General features: G+C 47.9%; 12 protein-coding genes. 2 read left to right on the top strand and 10 right to left on the bottom strand.

Annotated features, from left to right (window positions below; translation table 11 throughout):
* Positions 1-63: 63 nt before the first annotated feature.
* Genes Q365_RS0102980 through Q365_RS0102960 form a run of 5 tightly spaced genes read right to left on the bottom strand, consistent with a single transcriptional unit; the run spans position 64 to position 4449 of the window.
* The gene (locus tag Q365_RS0102980; protein ID WP_028021950.1) at positions 64-1350 is read right to left on the bottom strand and encodes a TRAP transporter large permease; all 1287 of its coding nucleotides are present in this window, start codon (positions 1348-1350) and stop codon (positions 64-66) included.
* Between the two features lie 42 nt (positions 1351-1392).
* A complete protein-coding gene (locus tag Q365_RS0102975; protein WP_028021949.1) occupies positions 1393-1917 on the bottom strand; it encodes a TRAP transporter small permease in 525 nt (174 codons plus the stop codon).
* The gene (locus tag Q365_RS0102970) at positions 1917-2393 is read right to left on the bottom strand and encodes a flavin reductase family protein (protein WP_028021948.1); all 477 of its coding nucleotides are present in this window, start codon (positions 2391-2393) and stop codon (positions 1917-1919) included. The genes Q365_RS0102975 and Q365_RS0102970 overlap by 1 nt, the downstream gene beginning before the upstream one ends.
* Positions 2390-3292 (bottom strand): aldo/keto reductase, encoded by a 903-nt coding sequence (locus Q365_RS0102965; protein ID WP_028021947.1) that lies wholly within the window; start codon positions 3290-3292, stop codon positions 2390-2392. The genes Q365_RS0102970 and Q365_RS0102965 overlap by 4 nt, the downstream gene beginning before the upstream one ends.
* On the bottom strand, positions 3289-4449 hold the full coding sequence (locus Q365_RS0102960; RefSeq protein ID WP_245621476.1) for an LLM class flavin-dependent oxidoreductase: 1161 nt from the start codon (positions 4447-4449) through the stop codon (positions 3289-3291). Before Q365_RS0102960 ends, Q365_RS0102965 begins: the two co-directional genes overlap by 4 nt.
* 305 nt (positions 4450-4754) lie before the next feature.
* Between Q365_RS0102960 and Q365_RS0102955 the strand changes: the two genes are divergently transcribed.
* Positions 4755-5462 (top strand): GntR family transcriptional regulator, encoded by a 708-nt coding sequence (locus Q365_RS0102955; protein ID WP_028021945.1) that lies wholly within the window; start codon positions 4755-4757, stop codon positions 5460-5462.
* 189 nt (positions 5463-5651) lie between these two features.
* Positions 5652-6779 carry a Gfo/Idh/MocA family protein gene (locus Q365_RS0102950; protein ID WP_028021944.1) on the top strand — a complete coding sequence of 376 codons (1128 nt, stop codon included), beginning with the start codon at positions 5652-5654 and terminating at the stop codon, positions 6777-6779.
* Between the two features lie 106 nt (positions 6780-6885).
* On the opposite strand, the gene Q365_RS0102945 is transcribed toward Q365_RS0102950, so the two are convergent.
* The 5 genes from Q365_RS0102945 to Q365_RS0102925 are packed head-to-tail and all read right to left on the bottom strand — an operon-like array spanning position 6886 to position 16319.
* Positions 6886-7950 carry a toxic anion resistance protein gene (locus tag Q365_RS0102945; RefSeq protein ID WP_028021943.1) on the bottom strand — a complete coding sequence of 355 codons (1065 nt, stop codon included), beginning with the start codon at positions 7948-7950 and terminating at the stop codon, positions 6886-6888.
* A gap of 15 nt (positions 7951-7965) precedes the next feature.
* Positions 7966-8670 carry a phospholipase D-like domain-containing protein gene (locus tag Q365_RS0102940; RefSeq protein WP_035024287.1) on the bottom strand — a complete coding sequence of 235 codons (705 nt, stop codon included), beginning with the start codon at positions 8668-8670 and terminating at the stop codon, positions 7966-7968.
* A complete protein-coding gene (locus Q365_RS0102935) occupies positions 8671-13536 on the bottom strand; it encodes a DNA repair ATPase (RefSeq protein ID WP_028021941.1) in 4866 nt (1621 codons plus the stop codon). It lies immediately after the preceding gene.
* A 59-nt stretch (positions 13537-13595) separates the two neighbouring features.
* Positions 13596-15680 carry a flotillin family protein gene (locus Q365_RS0102930; protein WP_028021940.1) on the bottom strand — a complete coding sequence of 695 codons (2085 nt, stop codon included), beginning with the start codon at positions 15678-15680 and terminating at the stop codon, positions 13596-13598.
* A gap of 24 nt (positions 15681-15704) precedes the next feature.
* A complete protein-coding gene (locus Q365_RS0102925) occupies positions 15705-16319 on the bottom strand; it encodes a hypothetical protein (protein ID WP_028021939.1) in 615 nt (204 codons plus the stop codon).
* Positions 16320-16528 lie beyond the last annotated feature (209 nt).

Genomic DNA, 16528 nt, shown 5'->3' with positions numbered 1-16528 from the left:
CAGCTTTCGCTGCACTTGTTAAGGTAAGAACTCACGTTCTCGCTTGCTAACGTCCCGTCGAAACTACGCCAACCCCAACCAACGTGGGATTGTCATAGAAATAGACGGGAAAAACGTAATGAGGAAAATCACCGCCACTTCCACCGCCAAAAACGGCAGTATGGCGCGTGACAATGTTTCAACTTTCACACCCGATACACTCGATGCCACAAACAGCACCAAGCCCATAGGTGGTGTCGCCAGCCCCACCGTGAGGTTCACACTCATGATGATGGCGAAATGCACAGGATCGATGCCCAAGCTGATAAATACTGGAGAGAGAATGGGCCCCAAAATGATGATGGCTGGCCCTGCATCGAGGAACATGCCCACGATGAACAACAGAATGTTGATAAGAAATAGCAGTATCAGCGGGTTCTCACTGATGGTTAGCGTCCACGCGGCCATTTCTTCCGCAGCGTGAGAAAGCGACACCACGGTTTTGAACGCCAATGCCGCGCCCACCAGCAACAAAATCACTGCCGACGATTTGGCACTGTTGGTGAAAATCTCAGGAATGTCTTTCAGCGAAATGGTACGCAGCACGAACATGCCAACCAATAAGGTATAAAGCACCGCCACCGCTGAGGCTTCTGTCGGTGTAAAGATGCCACCGAGAATACCGCCAAGAATAATCACGGGGGTCAGCAACGGCCAGAACGCTGATTTCGTTGCGCTACCGCGCTCTCTCCACGTGGCTTTTTCACTGGCAATGGGTAAGTTCTGACGCTTTGCCATCGCAGCGATAAGCAGCATCAAGCCTAGGCCAATCATCAACCCGGGAATAACGCCAGCTGCGAACAGTGCTGCGACGGAGATTTCCATGGTGTAGGCGTAAATGATCATGATGCCAGACGGCGGAATGATAGGGCCAATCACGGATGACGCCGCGGTTACTGCTGCCGCAAATTTGCGCGAGTAACCGTTCTTTTCCATCGCGGGGATCATCATTGAACCAATTGCCGAGGTATCTGCAACCGCAGAGCCCGACAAACCCGCAAACAACATGCTAGACATGACGTTAACGTGCGCGAGACCGCCACGCACATGCCCAATAAACGATTGGGAGAAATTCACCAAACTTAACGTAATGCCCCCGCGATTCATCACTTCGCCCGCGAGCATGAAGAAAGGAATCGCCATTAATGGGAAGGAGTCTATTCCGTTGTAAATATTGCGGAAAAGCAAAGGGATATCGCGATCCATGCCTTCGACGTAAAGCATGATACCCGGTGCGGCCAACAGGGCGAAAAACACGGGCATACCGATAAGTAGTAACACCAAAAACAGGGGTAAAAAGAAAATCAACATTTACAGCCACATCCTTATGTCAGTCATTCTTTTTGCTCATCCTTATTCTGCGGGGGCAGTTTGGGGAGTCTCTTTTCGCTCAAGAAACGTTCTGAGAAATAGTTCGATATTGGCAAGCAGCATGGTGCCAAAGCACACTGGCATGGCGAGATAAATCCAAGCGCGTTTTAGGGGGAAAGATGCGGCACGTGTCCGAAAGCCGCGATCGAAAAATTCAATGGCAACCACGAACAGTTGCACGAGTACGGCAAACGCCAGCACCAACAAGATGATTTTTATCATGCGTGCCACGGAGTGCGGCACGTAGTTGTAGAGCATGTCGATTGAAACAAACATGCCCTTGCGATAGGCATTGCCAGCAACCAGCGCCATCATCCAGATCATCAACGCCCGAGCCACTTCTTCCGGCCACGGCAGCGCGGAATTGAACACATAACGACACACAACCTGTAGCAAAATGCTGCCGACCATTAAGGCCACCAGCACCCACGCTATCGACGCGCCAATCTTACCTATGCGGTCATTAATGTTTTCGAGTACTGCGAGTGTCGATTCCAAAACTGCCATTAGGCGACTTCTCCCACCCGTCCAAATCGACTGCGTTCAAACACTAAGCCGACGCTTTCCTGTTGCGAGCTAAATTCAGTCACTTTGCCGAGCAAAATGTCATGGTCACCAGCAGCAATCACACCATTCAAATCGCAATCAAACCACGCCACGGCACCTTCGATAATGGCGCGACCACTTGGCGCTCGTTCGATGGCAACGCCATTGAAACGCTCCTCGTGGCTATCACGACAGAATTTCATGGCAAGTTCTGAGTGCTCAACCGCCAATACACTGACCGTGTAACCGCCAGATTTCAGTATAGGATCCTTGGCAGACGAGGTTTGATTGATACTCCAAAGCACTATCGCTGGGTCGAGCGACACAGAATTGAACGATGAACAGGTCAAGCCAAAATCTGCGTCATCATGACGTGCGGTGATAACAGTGACGCCCGTTGCAAAGCACGAGAGTGCATTTCGTAGTTCACGGCTCATGCCACTTCCTCCCCGGCCGCTGCCGTCCACATTTCAAACCATGTTTCTCTATCAATCTTTACTTTCAATGCATCACTCGCCGTGCGAATACGTGACAAATTATTGGTGCCAAGTACTGGTAAAATTCCGGCAGGATGCGCAAGCAACCACGCTGTCGCGACCGCATCAATACCCACGCCGAATCGCTCCGCTTCACGCTCTAAAATCGGTTTCACACGCAGTGCTGCGTCGCCGTCGCCAAACAGCTCACCACCCGCCAGCGGTGACCACGCCATAGGCAAGACGCCGTATTGCTGCATGAACGCCAAGGTGCCATCAGTAAAGCTACTGCGTGATAGCAAATTCATTTCAATTTGATTCGTCACTAAAGGATGCGACATCCCCGATTGGAGCAAATCCCAATCCCAACGCTGGAAATTAGACACTCCAACCGCTTTGACTAACCCTTCGTTGACCAAGGCATCAAGCGCTTGTCCAGTTTCATGGTGATCCATAAACGGATCAGGGCGATGTATAAGGAGAAGATCGAGATGATCGGTGTGAAGGTTTTTCAATGACTGCGTCACCGATTGACGAATGTGAGCTGCCGAGGTGTCGTAGTGTTTCACGCGACGATCAGGGTAACGATCAGACAACAGCATGATGTCGCACTTGCTCACTAACTGGATCTGGTCGCGCAGAGATGGCGTCGCGGCCAGTGTTTGTCCAAACACTGCTTCACACGAATAATCACCGTAGATGTCCGCATGATCAAACGTGGTAATGCCTTGCTCTAGACAAGCATCCACTTTGGCGCGGACATGGGCTTCCGATGTATCGCTGTCATCCGATAGACGCCAGGCACCATAAACAATGCGGCTAAATGCCGACAGGCTTGAATGAAGTTCGCTATATATCATTTTCGCTCTCCTACACCCAACGGTGTTGCTGGCGTGGTTGCAGGTACACGTCCATATTCTTCAGGCAATGAACACGTTTTCAGTTCTGGTAGAATTTTTTGACCGACGATTTCGCATTCGTCTTTGTGTGGGTAACCCGAAAAGATAAACGAGCGGATTCCCATCTTCTGGTAACGCTCAATTTTACTAAGCACTTGATCAACACTGCCCACCAATGCCGCACCGCAGCCTGAGCGAGCGCGTCCTACGCCGGTCCATAAGTTCGGTTCCGTGAAACCAAATTGGTCGGATTGATCGCGTTGCTGAGATTGCAGCGCCACACCCAAGCTTTTCGCATCCAGGGCACGCTCTTTGATTGATTGACCAAAGTTATCGTCAAGTTTGGAGACAAGCGATTCCGCATACTCGCGCGCTTCTGCTTCGGTATCTCGCACCACCATATGCACGCGCAGACCGTAATCTAAGGTTCGGTTATGGCGTTGTGCGACTTCATTAACTGCACGCATGCGGGTTTCTAGCATGTCTTCGGTTTCAGGCCACATTAAGTACACATCACATTCCGAGCCACATAGCTCAAGTGCATCAGGCGAATAGCCGCCGAAGTACAGTAACGGGCCGCCATTTTGCTGATACGGGCGCACCGGGTCGCTTGAAATCTCACTCAGTTTGTATATTTCACCGTCATAGCGAATTTCATCTTGTGTCCATGCTTGGCGCAAAATATCGACCACCTCTTTTGAACGGCGATACCGAAAGGCGCTGTCTACTTTTTCACCGGGAAAGTCAGAAGAAATGACATTCAGTGTTAAGCGACCTTTCATAATGTGGTCAAGCGTTGCTACCGAACGTGCCAGCATGGCGGGGTGCACTTCTCCGCAGCGAATAGCTGCCAGCATATTGATGCGCTCTGTGAGTGGTCCCATCGCAGACGCAAAGGTCAGAGTGTCTTGACCCACTTGATAAGACGATGGACACAAAATATTGCGAAAGCCTTGTTGCTCGGCCATCAACACGATGTCTCTGGTATTTTCCCAACTGCTTCGCAGTCGACCCTCTGGTACACCTAAATAACGGTAATCGTCACTGCACAAGGGCGCGAACCATGAAACCTCAGCGGCATCCAATCCTGCACTTGTGATGGGTACAACACTCATCATCAATCTCCTGATATTCGGTAAATTAGCCAACGCGTTATTTGAATTATTTATTGTCTGCGCGATATCTATTCAGTCACTTCTCAGTCACATCAGTCAGTCAGTCACTTCTCACTTACGTCTTCAGCCACTTCTTAGTCGCCTTAATTGCAAATGAATAGTGAATGAATTGTTAATAAATGCTATAAGATACTCATTAAAAGTAAATCAATAATGAATGAATTGGCGTAAAGTTTTGCCCATTTAACAGAAAAAGCATGGCTAACTCGCTAATATCAAATCGATTATTTTTTTTGAGAATTTTTGTGATGAGTGAATCAACCCGATTGCCCCTGTTCATTCAGATAAGTGAACTGTTGCGTAGAGAAATTTCTGCAGGCTATTGGTTACCCGGAGAGCGCCTGCCCACTGAGGCAGAATTGGCCAAGAAACTGGGGGTCGCCGTAGGGACGCTAAGAAAGGCCCTGACTGAGCTTGAAAGTAATGGGTTACTTGAACGAAAACAAGGGTCTGGGACGTATGTAAAAAACGCGCCTGACAGCAGCGCCGTGTATCACTTTTTTCGGTTAGAACTTAAGAGTGGCGGCGGTTTGCCAAACGCTGATGTTTTGAACCTTGAGCGACACACAAATACCCACGTCGCATCCTTGCTGGGGTTACCTTCCAATGCACCGCTTTGGCGGTTCAGGCGTCTGCGAAAATTAGACCAGCAACCCGCCGCTATGGAAGAGATTTGGATTGATGGCAGGCACAGCGAACATATCGCGATTGAGGACGTGATTGAGTCTCTTTATGTGTTTTATCGCGAAAAGCTCGGCTTTTGGATTTCAAGAGTGCAAGACAGCATCACCGTCGATCACGTTCCTGATTGGAAACACCCTGACTTCGCCCCCGACGTTGGCAGCGCATGTGGTTATATCGAAAGGCTAAGTTGGTCAAACCAAGATCGCATCGAAGAAGTCTCATTCACTTGGTACGACCCAGAATCAGTGCGGTACGCAGCAAGATGGACATAGCGCAGTAAGGAAAGCAAAAAGCGGCAGATAGACACAGATGATTTGTGAAATATACAAATTCTTGTGAAATAGAATGGCTATTCCTACAAGAATTTGCCTTGAATTGAACACTCTGATGGCCTCTGAAATCGAGCATCTTAAGGCTGCTTGGGTATACAGGATTAACAATAAAAACAAAAGGACGGCTCAATGACAAACAAACATCCAATTCGATATGGGATCCTTGGTTGCGGCATGATGGGACAAGAACACATCCGCAATATTCAGCTACTCGAACAGGCAGAAATCACGGTATTGGCCGAGCCTGACCCAGAGATGCTCGAGAAAGCCCACGCGCTGGTCCCCAACGCACGCACCGTGTCGGATTTGGATGCACTGCTAGACGCCGACGATGTGGATGCGCTGGTCGTCGTCACTCCTAACTTCCAGCACGCCGAGCAACTGCTTGGCATCATGAGCCGCTGCACACTCCCTATTTTGATTGAAAAACCCATCTGCACCGACATTAATGATGTCGCGCGACTCAGCGAAGCCGCAGCCAATTACCCTGCTCCTATTTGGGTCGCGATGGAATACCGCTACATGCCGCCTATCACGCTATTGCTGTCATTGCTCAATGATAACGATATCGGGCAACGACACCTCTTTTCAATTCGTGAACACCGTTTTCCGTTCCTTCGCAAAGTGGGGGATTGGAATCGCTTCAACCACAAAACTGGTGGCACTCTGGTCGAGAAATGCTGCCACTTTTTCGATTTGATGCGCCTGATGGCAAACGCCAATCCAGTGCGTGTATTTGCTTCGGGCAATCAAGCCGTTAACCATCTCGATGAGCAATATGACGGGCAAGCACCTGACATCATCGACAATGCCATGGTGACCATAGAGTTTGATAACCACACCCGCGCTAGCCTAGAGCTTTGCATGTTTGCTGAAGGCTCACGTTATCAAGAAGAGATTTGCGTGGTTGGCAACAAAGGTAAAGTTGAATGCCTAGTGCCAGGACCGGTGCGATTCTGGCCAACTGACACATTGGGTGATGCTCCCGTGCCGCAAGTGATTGTAAGCCCACGCGACCCCAAAGGCCCGAAAGTCATGGATGTTCCCGTTGACCCCGCACTGCTTGAAGCAGGCGATCACAACGGTTCGACCTTCTATCAGCACCAGAAATTCCAACGTGCTATTTGGGGAGAGCAAGAAGTGGAAGTATCGCTATCCGATGGCTTAAAAGCGGTGGTGATTGGGTTGGCGGCGCAGGAGGCAATAAGAACACATACCGTGCTATCTATTGCTGCAGACGGGCTTTCGTATCAGTAAGTAAAAATATAGATACCCACTTGATGTACCACAACAACCTGAAGATGCCGATTCAGCGAGCATTTTCAGGTTGCTGGGTATATAGCAATATAAGCGGGGATATCAATTAGCCTTCCAGCGTTTGCTGCAATGCTACTTTGAGTTCTTGTTCAGCTTTTTCTATCACTTGCTGTGCATGTTCTCGCTGGGCTCTGCCTTCTTTCACGCGTGAAAGTGTATTGTTCAGCGTTTCGATCGTCAGCTTGTTCACCGTTTCAAGCGAATCCAAATCCAGAATACCTCGCTGATAGTTCTCTGCGATCTGTTCTTCCAGTACTTTCAGCTTCTCAGCATTTTGAACGTATTGCTTGTTGGTATAATCCTTAACAGCCCTCGTGACCTTCAGCGCTTTCTCTTTTTCATAATTGGAAATCGCAATCAAGAACTGGCGTTTCCATAGTGGGAAGGTGTTGTGAACGATATCTTGAATATCCTCCATCAACATTTTATTGCCTTCCTGTGAGAGGCGAATTTGAGGCGCGGTTTGAATCGCGGCTAAACGTGTTAGTTCAAGGTTGTGAACGCGCTTTTCAAGGCGCGCAATGGCTTGAGAGGCATCACGATACTTCTGTGCATCCAACGCGTCACCACTTTGCTCAGATTGCGCCAGCAAATCGGGTAACACACTCTGTACAAGGTCGTTCAATTTGTATTTGCCCGCCGCGATGTACAGATCTAATCCGCCAAGCAATTCCAAGTTATGATCGTAGAGCGTATCAAGCTGTGAAATGTCATGCGCAAGTTTCACTTCCTGCGCTTCCAAGCTGCCAGACAATTGCTCTAACTGACCTTTGACAGAATCAAAGCTCGCTGAAAACTTTTTGAAGGAATCAAACAGCTCGCCGACCAACGGAAGCCTTGATAGTAGGCTCTTCTTACCCAGATTATCGAACTCTGCACTGTCCATGGACGACACCATGGCATGCAGAATATCCCCGGCTTCACCGCTGTCGCGAACGCGCACTTGCTCCAATACTTCATCAGAGAATGCGGTGATCTTTTCAAGCGCATCTTTACCAAACGTAATGGTGGCAACAGTGTCAAACGCATCAAACTGTTCAGCCAACGCGACGATTTGAGGCGTTACCTCAACATCCAGTACCTGACTCTGAGAATTCGTCAATTCAGTCATTGGATCTCCCTGTCTCTATGACGGCTTATGGCAGGGAAATTTCTGCCATAGCGTTTCAAACTGCCTTGAGAACGCGGTAACAAACCTGCGATCATCGGTAAGCGTAATATCTTCCTGATTATATTTGGAGGCGCTGCGCGTCCAGTTAAAACTGCCGTTAATCAATCTTTGTTCATCAAATATCGCAAACTTATGGTGCATATGGTACTGAGTTGTATCAATTTTGACGGCAACACCTTGTTCAGCAAGGTATTCAACATCACTGCCCCTGTCATTCATTTTATCGTTATCCGTGACGATGCGAACCTTAATCCCGCGCTTGTGTGCGTCAAGGATCTGTTTGGTCAAATCATTGTCGGCAATCGTGAAAACACAAATATCAATGGAATGACGTGCAAGTTTTAATTGCTCAGTAATGCCCGCAGCACAGGTTCTTCCGGGTGAAAACCAACTCGTTGCGGTTTCTGATGAACTCGCGCTCATGATGTTATCAAGTACCTTGACGACGCGCTCTAACCAACGCACCAATGCCGCCGCATCACCTTGATTTGAAATTTCCTTCTGCACCAATTTGAAGCTCAAATTGCGTAGATAAGAACGGTCTTCATCGCTTAACACCGATTCTGCAAGTTCAGCTTGAAGCTCACGGCGCTCATTGTCATCAAGACGGTAATCTTCTATCGAGGCTTCCAACCACGCCGACCATTTCTGTCGATTCATTTATTTGCCTCCTTGGCTGTCACCACCAAAGCGGGCAACATGTTGATTTAGCATGGCGAGCTGTTGCACCACCTGCCCTGCACGGTCTTCGGAATCACCCATCATTTGTTGGCGTTGATAGCCGTCAGTAATTTCTTGCCAACGCCCCTGCTGCTCTGGCGTCATGTCACCGCGTAGCTCTGCAAGTTTCAGCAGGTTCTCTTCCGTGCCTGCGGCCAATGTTTGCGCTTCACCTTGATAGTGGTCTTGCAGCATGGTGTTAAGCTCATCGTCGGTCATGACTGACGAGATTTTCTCCGCGAGTTTATTCATGTTTCGATAAGAGCCTTGAAGCTTAAACGGTGGCTCTATACGGTACTGATCCGCTGTTGCTGCCGACTTGATGTATTGCTGGTTCACCTTAAGCACGGTTTGCTGCGCTATCATCATTTTTTGAAGCGTTGAGACAATCTCATTGGATTCAGTCGCCGAATACGAATGGCTCATGTCACTCAACGCAATGCTCTCCCCTTCTGCCATGCGAACAAAACGGTACAAGTCATTCAAATCTCGGGTAGCCAACGGTGCCAGCACAGAATTCGATGTCAGTGAGTTCTCAATGAAGCTAAGTTCGAACGCCTGCTTCTGATCAGACAGCATGTCACCAAGGTTGTAGATATCCGCACGGTTCGACAACATATCTGGAATACGGAACGCTTCACCGGTTTCGGTATATGGGTTACCCGCCATCACAACAGCGAACTTCTTGCCACGCATGTCGTAGGTTTTAGTTTTTCCTTTCCATGTCCCTTCGATGCGACGTGTTCCATCACACAGTGAAATGAATTTCTGAAGGAACTCTGGGTGGGTGTGCTGAATATCATCAAGATACAGGAGCACGTTGTTGCCCATTTCAAAGGCGAGGTTGATCTTTTCGATCTCGCGCGCAGCATTCTGATCAGGTGCATCTGCCGGATCAAGTGACGTAGCCTGGTGCCCGATCGATGGGCCATTGATCTTCATAAACACCAGCCCAAGCTTGTGGGCCACATATTCGATCAAGGTGGTTTTACCGTAACCCGGAGGAGAGATCAGCAGCAGCATCCCCATCAAATCAGTGCGTTTCTTATCGCCCATTGTGCCCATTTGCTTCGCAAAGTTATCGCCAATTAATGGCAGATAGCTTTCGCTGATAAGCTTATTACGAACAAAGGAGGTGAGAGGGCGAGGTTTGAACTCCCCGAGTCGGAAATCATCTTTCGCGGTATTGAGCAGTTCAGTGCGCTGATTGAGGTAGGCATCAAACTGCGGAACAACCGCACTTCGGTGATGCTCGTTACGCTGAATAAAGTCATCTAACACCAGTGTTAGCTGGCCCTTCTCAATCCGTTCGTGTTCACCCAGTAAGCCATCGATGCTGGATAACAGCGAAAAGTCGACGCTACCGATGGGGAAACTGGAACATGATTTCAACACGGCAATGGTCGCGGCTTCCAGAACAAACGCCTCGCCATAATTTTTACGAGATGTGTACGCAGCAAGCCATTGTTTGTGATCAGCAAAAGCGACGTCAATGGCTTCATCACCTTGATGCCAACCCAGACTGCGACGGAACTGAAGGTAGTCTTCACAAAGCGTTAGGGCATCCTGACTGACTTCAATGTTGAGTTCACTCTGACCCAGCAGGTTCACCAGATACTCTGCCGCCTCATTGGCTTGTTTTGTCTCTAGCAGCGCCACCAGCTGAGTTTGTAGCTGTTGATAAGCTTCTGCCGAATTCAAATGCTCACGCAACAACTGCGCATTGATGGCTTGTTGGCGATAATGTTCAACGGTTTGGCTATCTTGAGCGAGCAACCACAGCAGTGCAGAGGAACGGGCAGATTGACTGAATCGTAGCAGTCCCGCTTGCTGGTAGATGGGTAGCACTTTGTCCAAAATACGGATGGCATCGTTATCGTGAATGCCTTTCACGTAACCTTCTTTATAGCGAGGCGCTGCAAATTTTTGTACGCACTCGCTCAAGATGCCTTCTTTTTGGTCGGCATAGAGCTTATCGAGGCTCAACCCGTCGGTATTGAGTTCCGCGCCGTGAAGGATCAGGTACGCCAAATACTCCGCGCGATAAACATCTTCACTTTCTGAGGCTACATCTAAACGGGACATAGATTGGAGAGTTAAGAAGGTTTCATCTTCAACAGATTGATAGAAATCTGTGCCCGAAATATGCGTAGACAGTTGGCCGTCATGATCGACAAGACTCAAGTCGAGCGGCTGTTGATTCACGCTAAAACGGTGTTTACCAAGACGAAGGACTTTACCGCCCTGCTCGAAGATATCCTGATTATCACGCAGCGAACGTAAAGACTGATCTTGCAGTGCTTTGATTTTTGAATCGACACTGTCAGCCTTCACGCTGTCACCCAACTCTCGAATCGTTGTCGACAGTTGATGCAGCTTCAGCACCATCGCATCCGTTGCGAAGTAGCTGTTAAGCCCCGCCACATCATCAAAGCGTTCAACACGTTTTTCGATGCTCGACATAGTGACATTGGCAGCTTGCAGAAGGTTCTGGACTCGACGCTGTTGTGCCGCAATCAATTGCTGCTTGTGGTTATCCAGCGTCGACTGAATCTCATCTCGCTTGGCATAAATTTCAGCGAGGAATTGGTCAAAATCCGCAAACCGTGATTCCAGCTTATCTAACTGGCCCACCAGCTTTGCCAATTGATTGTCACAATCATCAGGGCTTGTCGCTTGTTCCATCGCACTGCTAACCGACTGGCTAAGCAGCTTAAATTGCGCACTGAACTCAGCTTGCGCTTCTTCACTTTGAAGGCCTTTAGACTTACCACGAAGTTTCGCAGACACAGTGTTTAGCATTGACGAAACTTCCGTCGTCAAATCCAAAATCCGTGTGGCTTGCGTGGGGTCATCCGTTTCAATATCGGTGACTTCTTCCGTCACCAATTGAAGCTCGCTTCTCAGTGTTTCAACCTGCTCTTGCAGGATCTGAATTTCAGCGGTTTTATCCACCTCTTCAAGCTGCGTTTCAATGGTCTGGATGTGCTTTTTAAAAGGCAGGTAAGCCTTTTCATCTTGCAGCAGGTTTAACAACTGCAGATTCAGATTTTCGCGTTGACCCTGAAGCGTTTCCAGTAACGCATCAACCCGCACTTCATCAATGTAATGCTGTTGACGCAACGCCATGACAGCACCCACCTGCCCTTTCACTTCTGAAAGCAAGGTGAGCAAGGTATTGGCTTGTTCTTTCGGCGCGAGTTTGATCTTGCCGATCAGCTCAGAAACGATCCTGTGCTGATCTTCAATGCTTTGTGCGGCATGGCTTTGAAGCTGCTGTACCTTGGCGAACTCATCGATGATTTTGTCCGCAGTGCCCATCAACTCACTGATGGCTTTGCCCATGCCTAATGCGTATTCATGACCGAGCCAGGTATAGTGATCTAGCGTTGACTGACACTGTTTGAGCAGCATTTCAAAAGCTGCCTGCGTCACTTCCTCGGTCTGCGCTAATTGGCAAATCGATAACACTGACGACAAAGCACGAACCAGCTCGGTATTACCTAAGTTAAATAACGGGCTGCTGCCATCTCCTTGAGCATTTTCAAGCGCATAGTGTTCTGGCGTTGAAAACGGAGTATCCCAAATGCGTAACGGATGGATCGTAGATGCTTCTGCGTTTTCAGACAATTGGAATACAAGGAACCGTCCATCGGGGTAAAGGCTATAACCATGGCTTTCCATGGGTGCTTCGAATTTCTTCTCAATCAAGTTGTAGGTGAAGGCGATGTAGTAACCGTCTACTGCGTTGAAAAAGAAATACAGAATGTCTTCACCGTTGGGTGAAATGACTTTCTGAAAGAATTTGAGATTATTGGCAGGGAAATCGAATTGCTTGCTTTCACCATTGGCGAGCACATACCCATTGGCATAAAGCACACCATGATCTTCAGGCAAGGCTTTTGCGCTTTCACGCAACGCATCGGCGCGCACTACAGATTGATTAAGCGGGTTGTAAAGAAAATAGCGGCTGTATTTTTCGCGATTTGGTTTCACACGTAATGCAATCAAATCACCAATAAAGGCATAATCGATTTGCGCATCTGCAATGCTCTGGTGAGCATCTTCCACGTCTTCGCGATAAATGCCTTTTCCATTTGAGGTGTTGTCTTCGACCTTAATGGTTAAATCACCACCCACACACTCAACGAATAACTTGTCTCGAATAGACACATGCGGGTGTTCACCCAATACATGGTCTTCACGCGTCGTGGCTATCCAATCAAAGTCATGCTGTGTCGCGCTCTCAAGCGGCGCATGGCCATAAGAGTCCATGTACTCGGCGGAATTTGCATTTAACTGGAAGCGAAATACCTTACGGTCTTCGGGTCTGCTACCAATTTGAAACGCGATATAAAGAATACTTTCCTGACGCGAGATTTGAGATAAACGTGCGTCGCGGTAATAAGTAAACAGCTCGGTGAATTCATGCAAAAAACGTGAATCATTCAGAAAGCTGTTTTCTAGAGGTAAAGGTTCAACACGGAACGTGCCTTCATTTTCATGAAGTTGGTAAACGCCAAACACATCGTCCAATGATGGTACAGCCTTCATGCCCACCTGAACGTGGTAACCAAACAAAAGCTGTTGGTTTACCTGCGCCATATCAATGGGAATACACTTGGCGTCAGTTTGCACATTGGTTTTGCCAATCAGCGTGAGTTCTTGTCCGCCAAACACATCCTGACGTTGTTGATTGAAAGACTGAGAAAGGTTTTTTAGCTGGTTGCCCTGTTGGGACAGGCGGGATTTGAGAACCTCATACGCACCACCTTCACTCACAGCTTGTTGAGTCGTCTCTGACATAATAATACCTATCAATCCCGCCTCTGAAGAGGCGGGATTCTGTGAGAAGAAATGAAGGGTTATTTATCGTCTGATGACGGCTCCATTGAGCTCTGAATTTTCTTCAATAGCTCGGTCGCACCGCCTTGAGAATTCAACAAGCTCGCCAACGCCACATTGCTCAGATCGCTGCTTTTCAGTTCTGTGTTTTCCAAAATGGCTTTCAGATCGTCTGGAAGGCTTCGGTTTCCATCCACATACTCAGACACCAATGGATTCAGCACTTTAGATTGCTCAAATTTGGCATCAATCGCGGAGGCATCCATGATGGTGCGACGAATTTGTTCCATCCCTTCACCACCGAACAGGCGGATATCCGCTTTAGACAGTGCTTCAGCCAGTGCCTTCGCGTTTTCACTGACGACGGTTTTCTGTGCATCAATACGCGCGATTTCCAAGTCTTTGTCTTGTTGAAGTTGCATCACCCACTTATCGTGATCGCGTGTGTGCTCATCGTATTGTTGCGCCGCTTCAAAGCGTGCTGTTTGTGATTCTGCTTCTGCCAAGCCTTTGGCACGAAGTGCCTGCGCTTCTGCTTCACCCGCGCTTTGCATAGCAAAGGCTTCCGCCTCGCCAGTTTCTTTAATGGCCTGAGCACGTTCGCGGTCCACTTCGACCTCAGCCAGACCCGTTGCGCTGATCATTTCTTTTTCTGCATGCGCCATACGCTCTTTGGCTGCGGCTTCACGTTCTTTCGCCACATAACCCGCTTCTGCACGCTTGGTGGTGACAATATGCTCAGCTTCTGCTTCGCGTGTCTTCACGGCCAAATCATTTTCCGCATCACGCGTTTTCACTTTAAGTTCGGCTTCATTTTCAATCAGCAAACGCTCCGCACGTTCTTTTGCTGCATCTTTCTCAGCGCGAGCACCAACCAGTAATTCAAGCTGTGCCGCTTCTGCCGCCGCTTCTGCTTCAATCATCTTCACGCGTTTTTCACGACCTACACGCTCATTAACACGTAGGTTCTCAGTCTCTTCCTCTTCGCGGGCAATTTTGCGTTCAATCTCAACACGTTGAGAGCGTGTTTCAGATACAGCTTTAAGCGCTTCTTCTACTGTGGTCTCTTTGTGCATCTCGCGCTCAACCACTTCTGTGGCCGTGCGAACTTTTTCTGTTTCAACAGAACGATTTAGCTCTTCTTGTTGAATAGCGACTTGGCGCTGATTGGCGATACGGGTCATTTCCACTTCCATTTCCACGCTTTCACGTTTCTTGGATACTTCTTCTTCCGTTTCTAGTTTCGCCAGTTCAGTGACACGTTGATACTCTTCGCGTTTCTCTGCCGCAAGCGCTTCTTCTTGCGCCTCAATGATGTCGACTTCACGCTGAGTGCGGGCAATGCTCTCTTTCTCTTGCTTGTCTAATTGCAGACGGTTCGCTTCCGCTTCAACGTTTTTCTTCTTCATCGTTGTGCGTTCATCCTGACGGATGGCATTCGTTTCTGTGTTTTTCTGGGCGGTGATCGCCGAGATCTTACGAATACCTTCAACATCAAGAATATTGTCTGGGCTGTGTGCATCTAGCGCGGTTTGGTCAACTTTATCGATAACCACATCGTAGATTTTGAAACCATCCATTTCGCTGCCAATCACTTCAACAACGGCATCACGGAATGCGCGGCGATTCGTCAACAACTCTTCGAATTCGAACTGTTTTACCGCCGTTTTCAACGCTTCAGAAAATTTAGGCTGAAAGTGTTCTTTGAGGCGCTCAAGATTTGACGCTTCATGTGCAGTGAACAGTTTCGCAACGCGGACAATATCTTCTTCTTCATGGTTTACACCGATGTAGAAATCAACTCTCAAGTCTGCACGAATATTATCTCTGCAGTGAAGACCCTCGTATTCTTCGCCTTCCTGATCTTTACGACCACTACGTACAACCGAGATTTTCTTACGCGTGATGTCCATGTACTCAAATCGGTTGATAATCGGCCACACAAAGGTACCGGTTAGCGAAGCACGTGTGCGGTGAAGTCCGTTCACTATTAAGGCATCACCCTCTCCGCGAACTTTCTTGTAGCGAGAAGTAAGGAATATCAGTAGCAGCAGGAATATACCTACACCTACAGCAATAAATATCAAACTCGGTGAAACTTCCATGTTCATCTCCTGATCAAACTTCCATTATGCTTTGGCAACAACATATCGTTTTGTTGCAGAATCCTTATAAACGATGATGACTTCATCACCGTAGCTTGTTGAAACATCGTCTTGTATTACTACATCTAGCAAAAATTCATTGCCCTGATGTAACACCATTATTTCCCCTTTATCCTGAGTCACGACACTGCTGTGAACGCGCCCTTTCAAACCAATAAACTCAACTTCTGCAAACGCCTTCTTCCTATCGAATAAAGGAGAAATAGGTTTCAACAACCAAGCGGAAATTGCTAACGATAAATAAGCGATAATAGGGATTGATACGAGGTCTACAACGAACTGGATAGTGCTTGGGAAAAGCACAGATATATACATTGTTAAATAGAACGATATAACGGTTGCAACGAAAAATGAGACACTCAATGCTACCATAAGCGGTACTTTTGAAAGCACCGGTGGCAAAAGCAGCCCTGAACCAGGAATATTATCTAAATCGAACAGATCCAAATCACCCGTAACCCCTTCGACGACATTAAATACTAGATCTATCAATAATATCAGTAGGAAAAGTAAGAACGGCAAGAAGAATACATTCGTGGGAAATGCTAACAACGCATCAAAAAAATCACCTAAAACCATATGACGTTACTCTTAAACGCTAGTGTGTTTATATTTTTATTCACACTTAAAAGAATCCCGACAGACTACCTGACGTTATAAAACTATAAAGCAATGAAAACCACTTATTTGACTCGGTTCAAAAAACACTTAAAACCAAATCACATAAAATACAAACAGCTCAATAATAAGAGCGACAATCTAGCCCCACTGAATTAAAAGCACCATAC

This window comes from Enterovibrio calviensis DSM 14347 (genome assembly GCF_000621165.1).
GTDB classification, from domain to species: Bacteria; Pseudomonadota; Gammaproteobacteria; order Enterobacterales; family Vibrionaceae; genus Enterovibrio; species Enterovibrio calviensis.
Note: the sequence above shows the minus strand (reverse complement) of the source record. Positions and strands in the feature narration are given on the sequence as shown.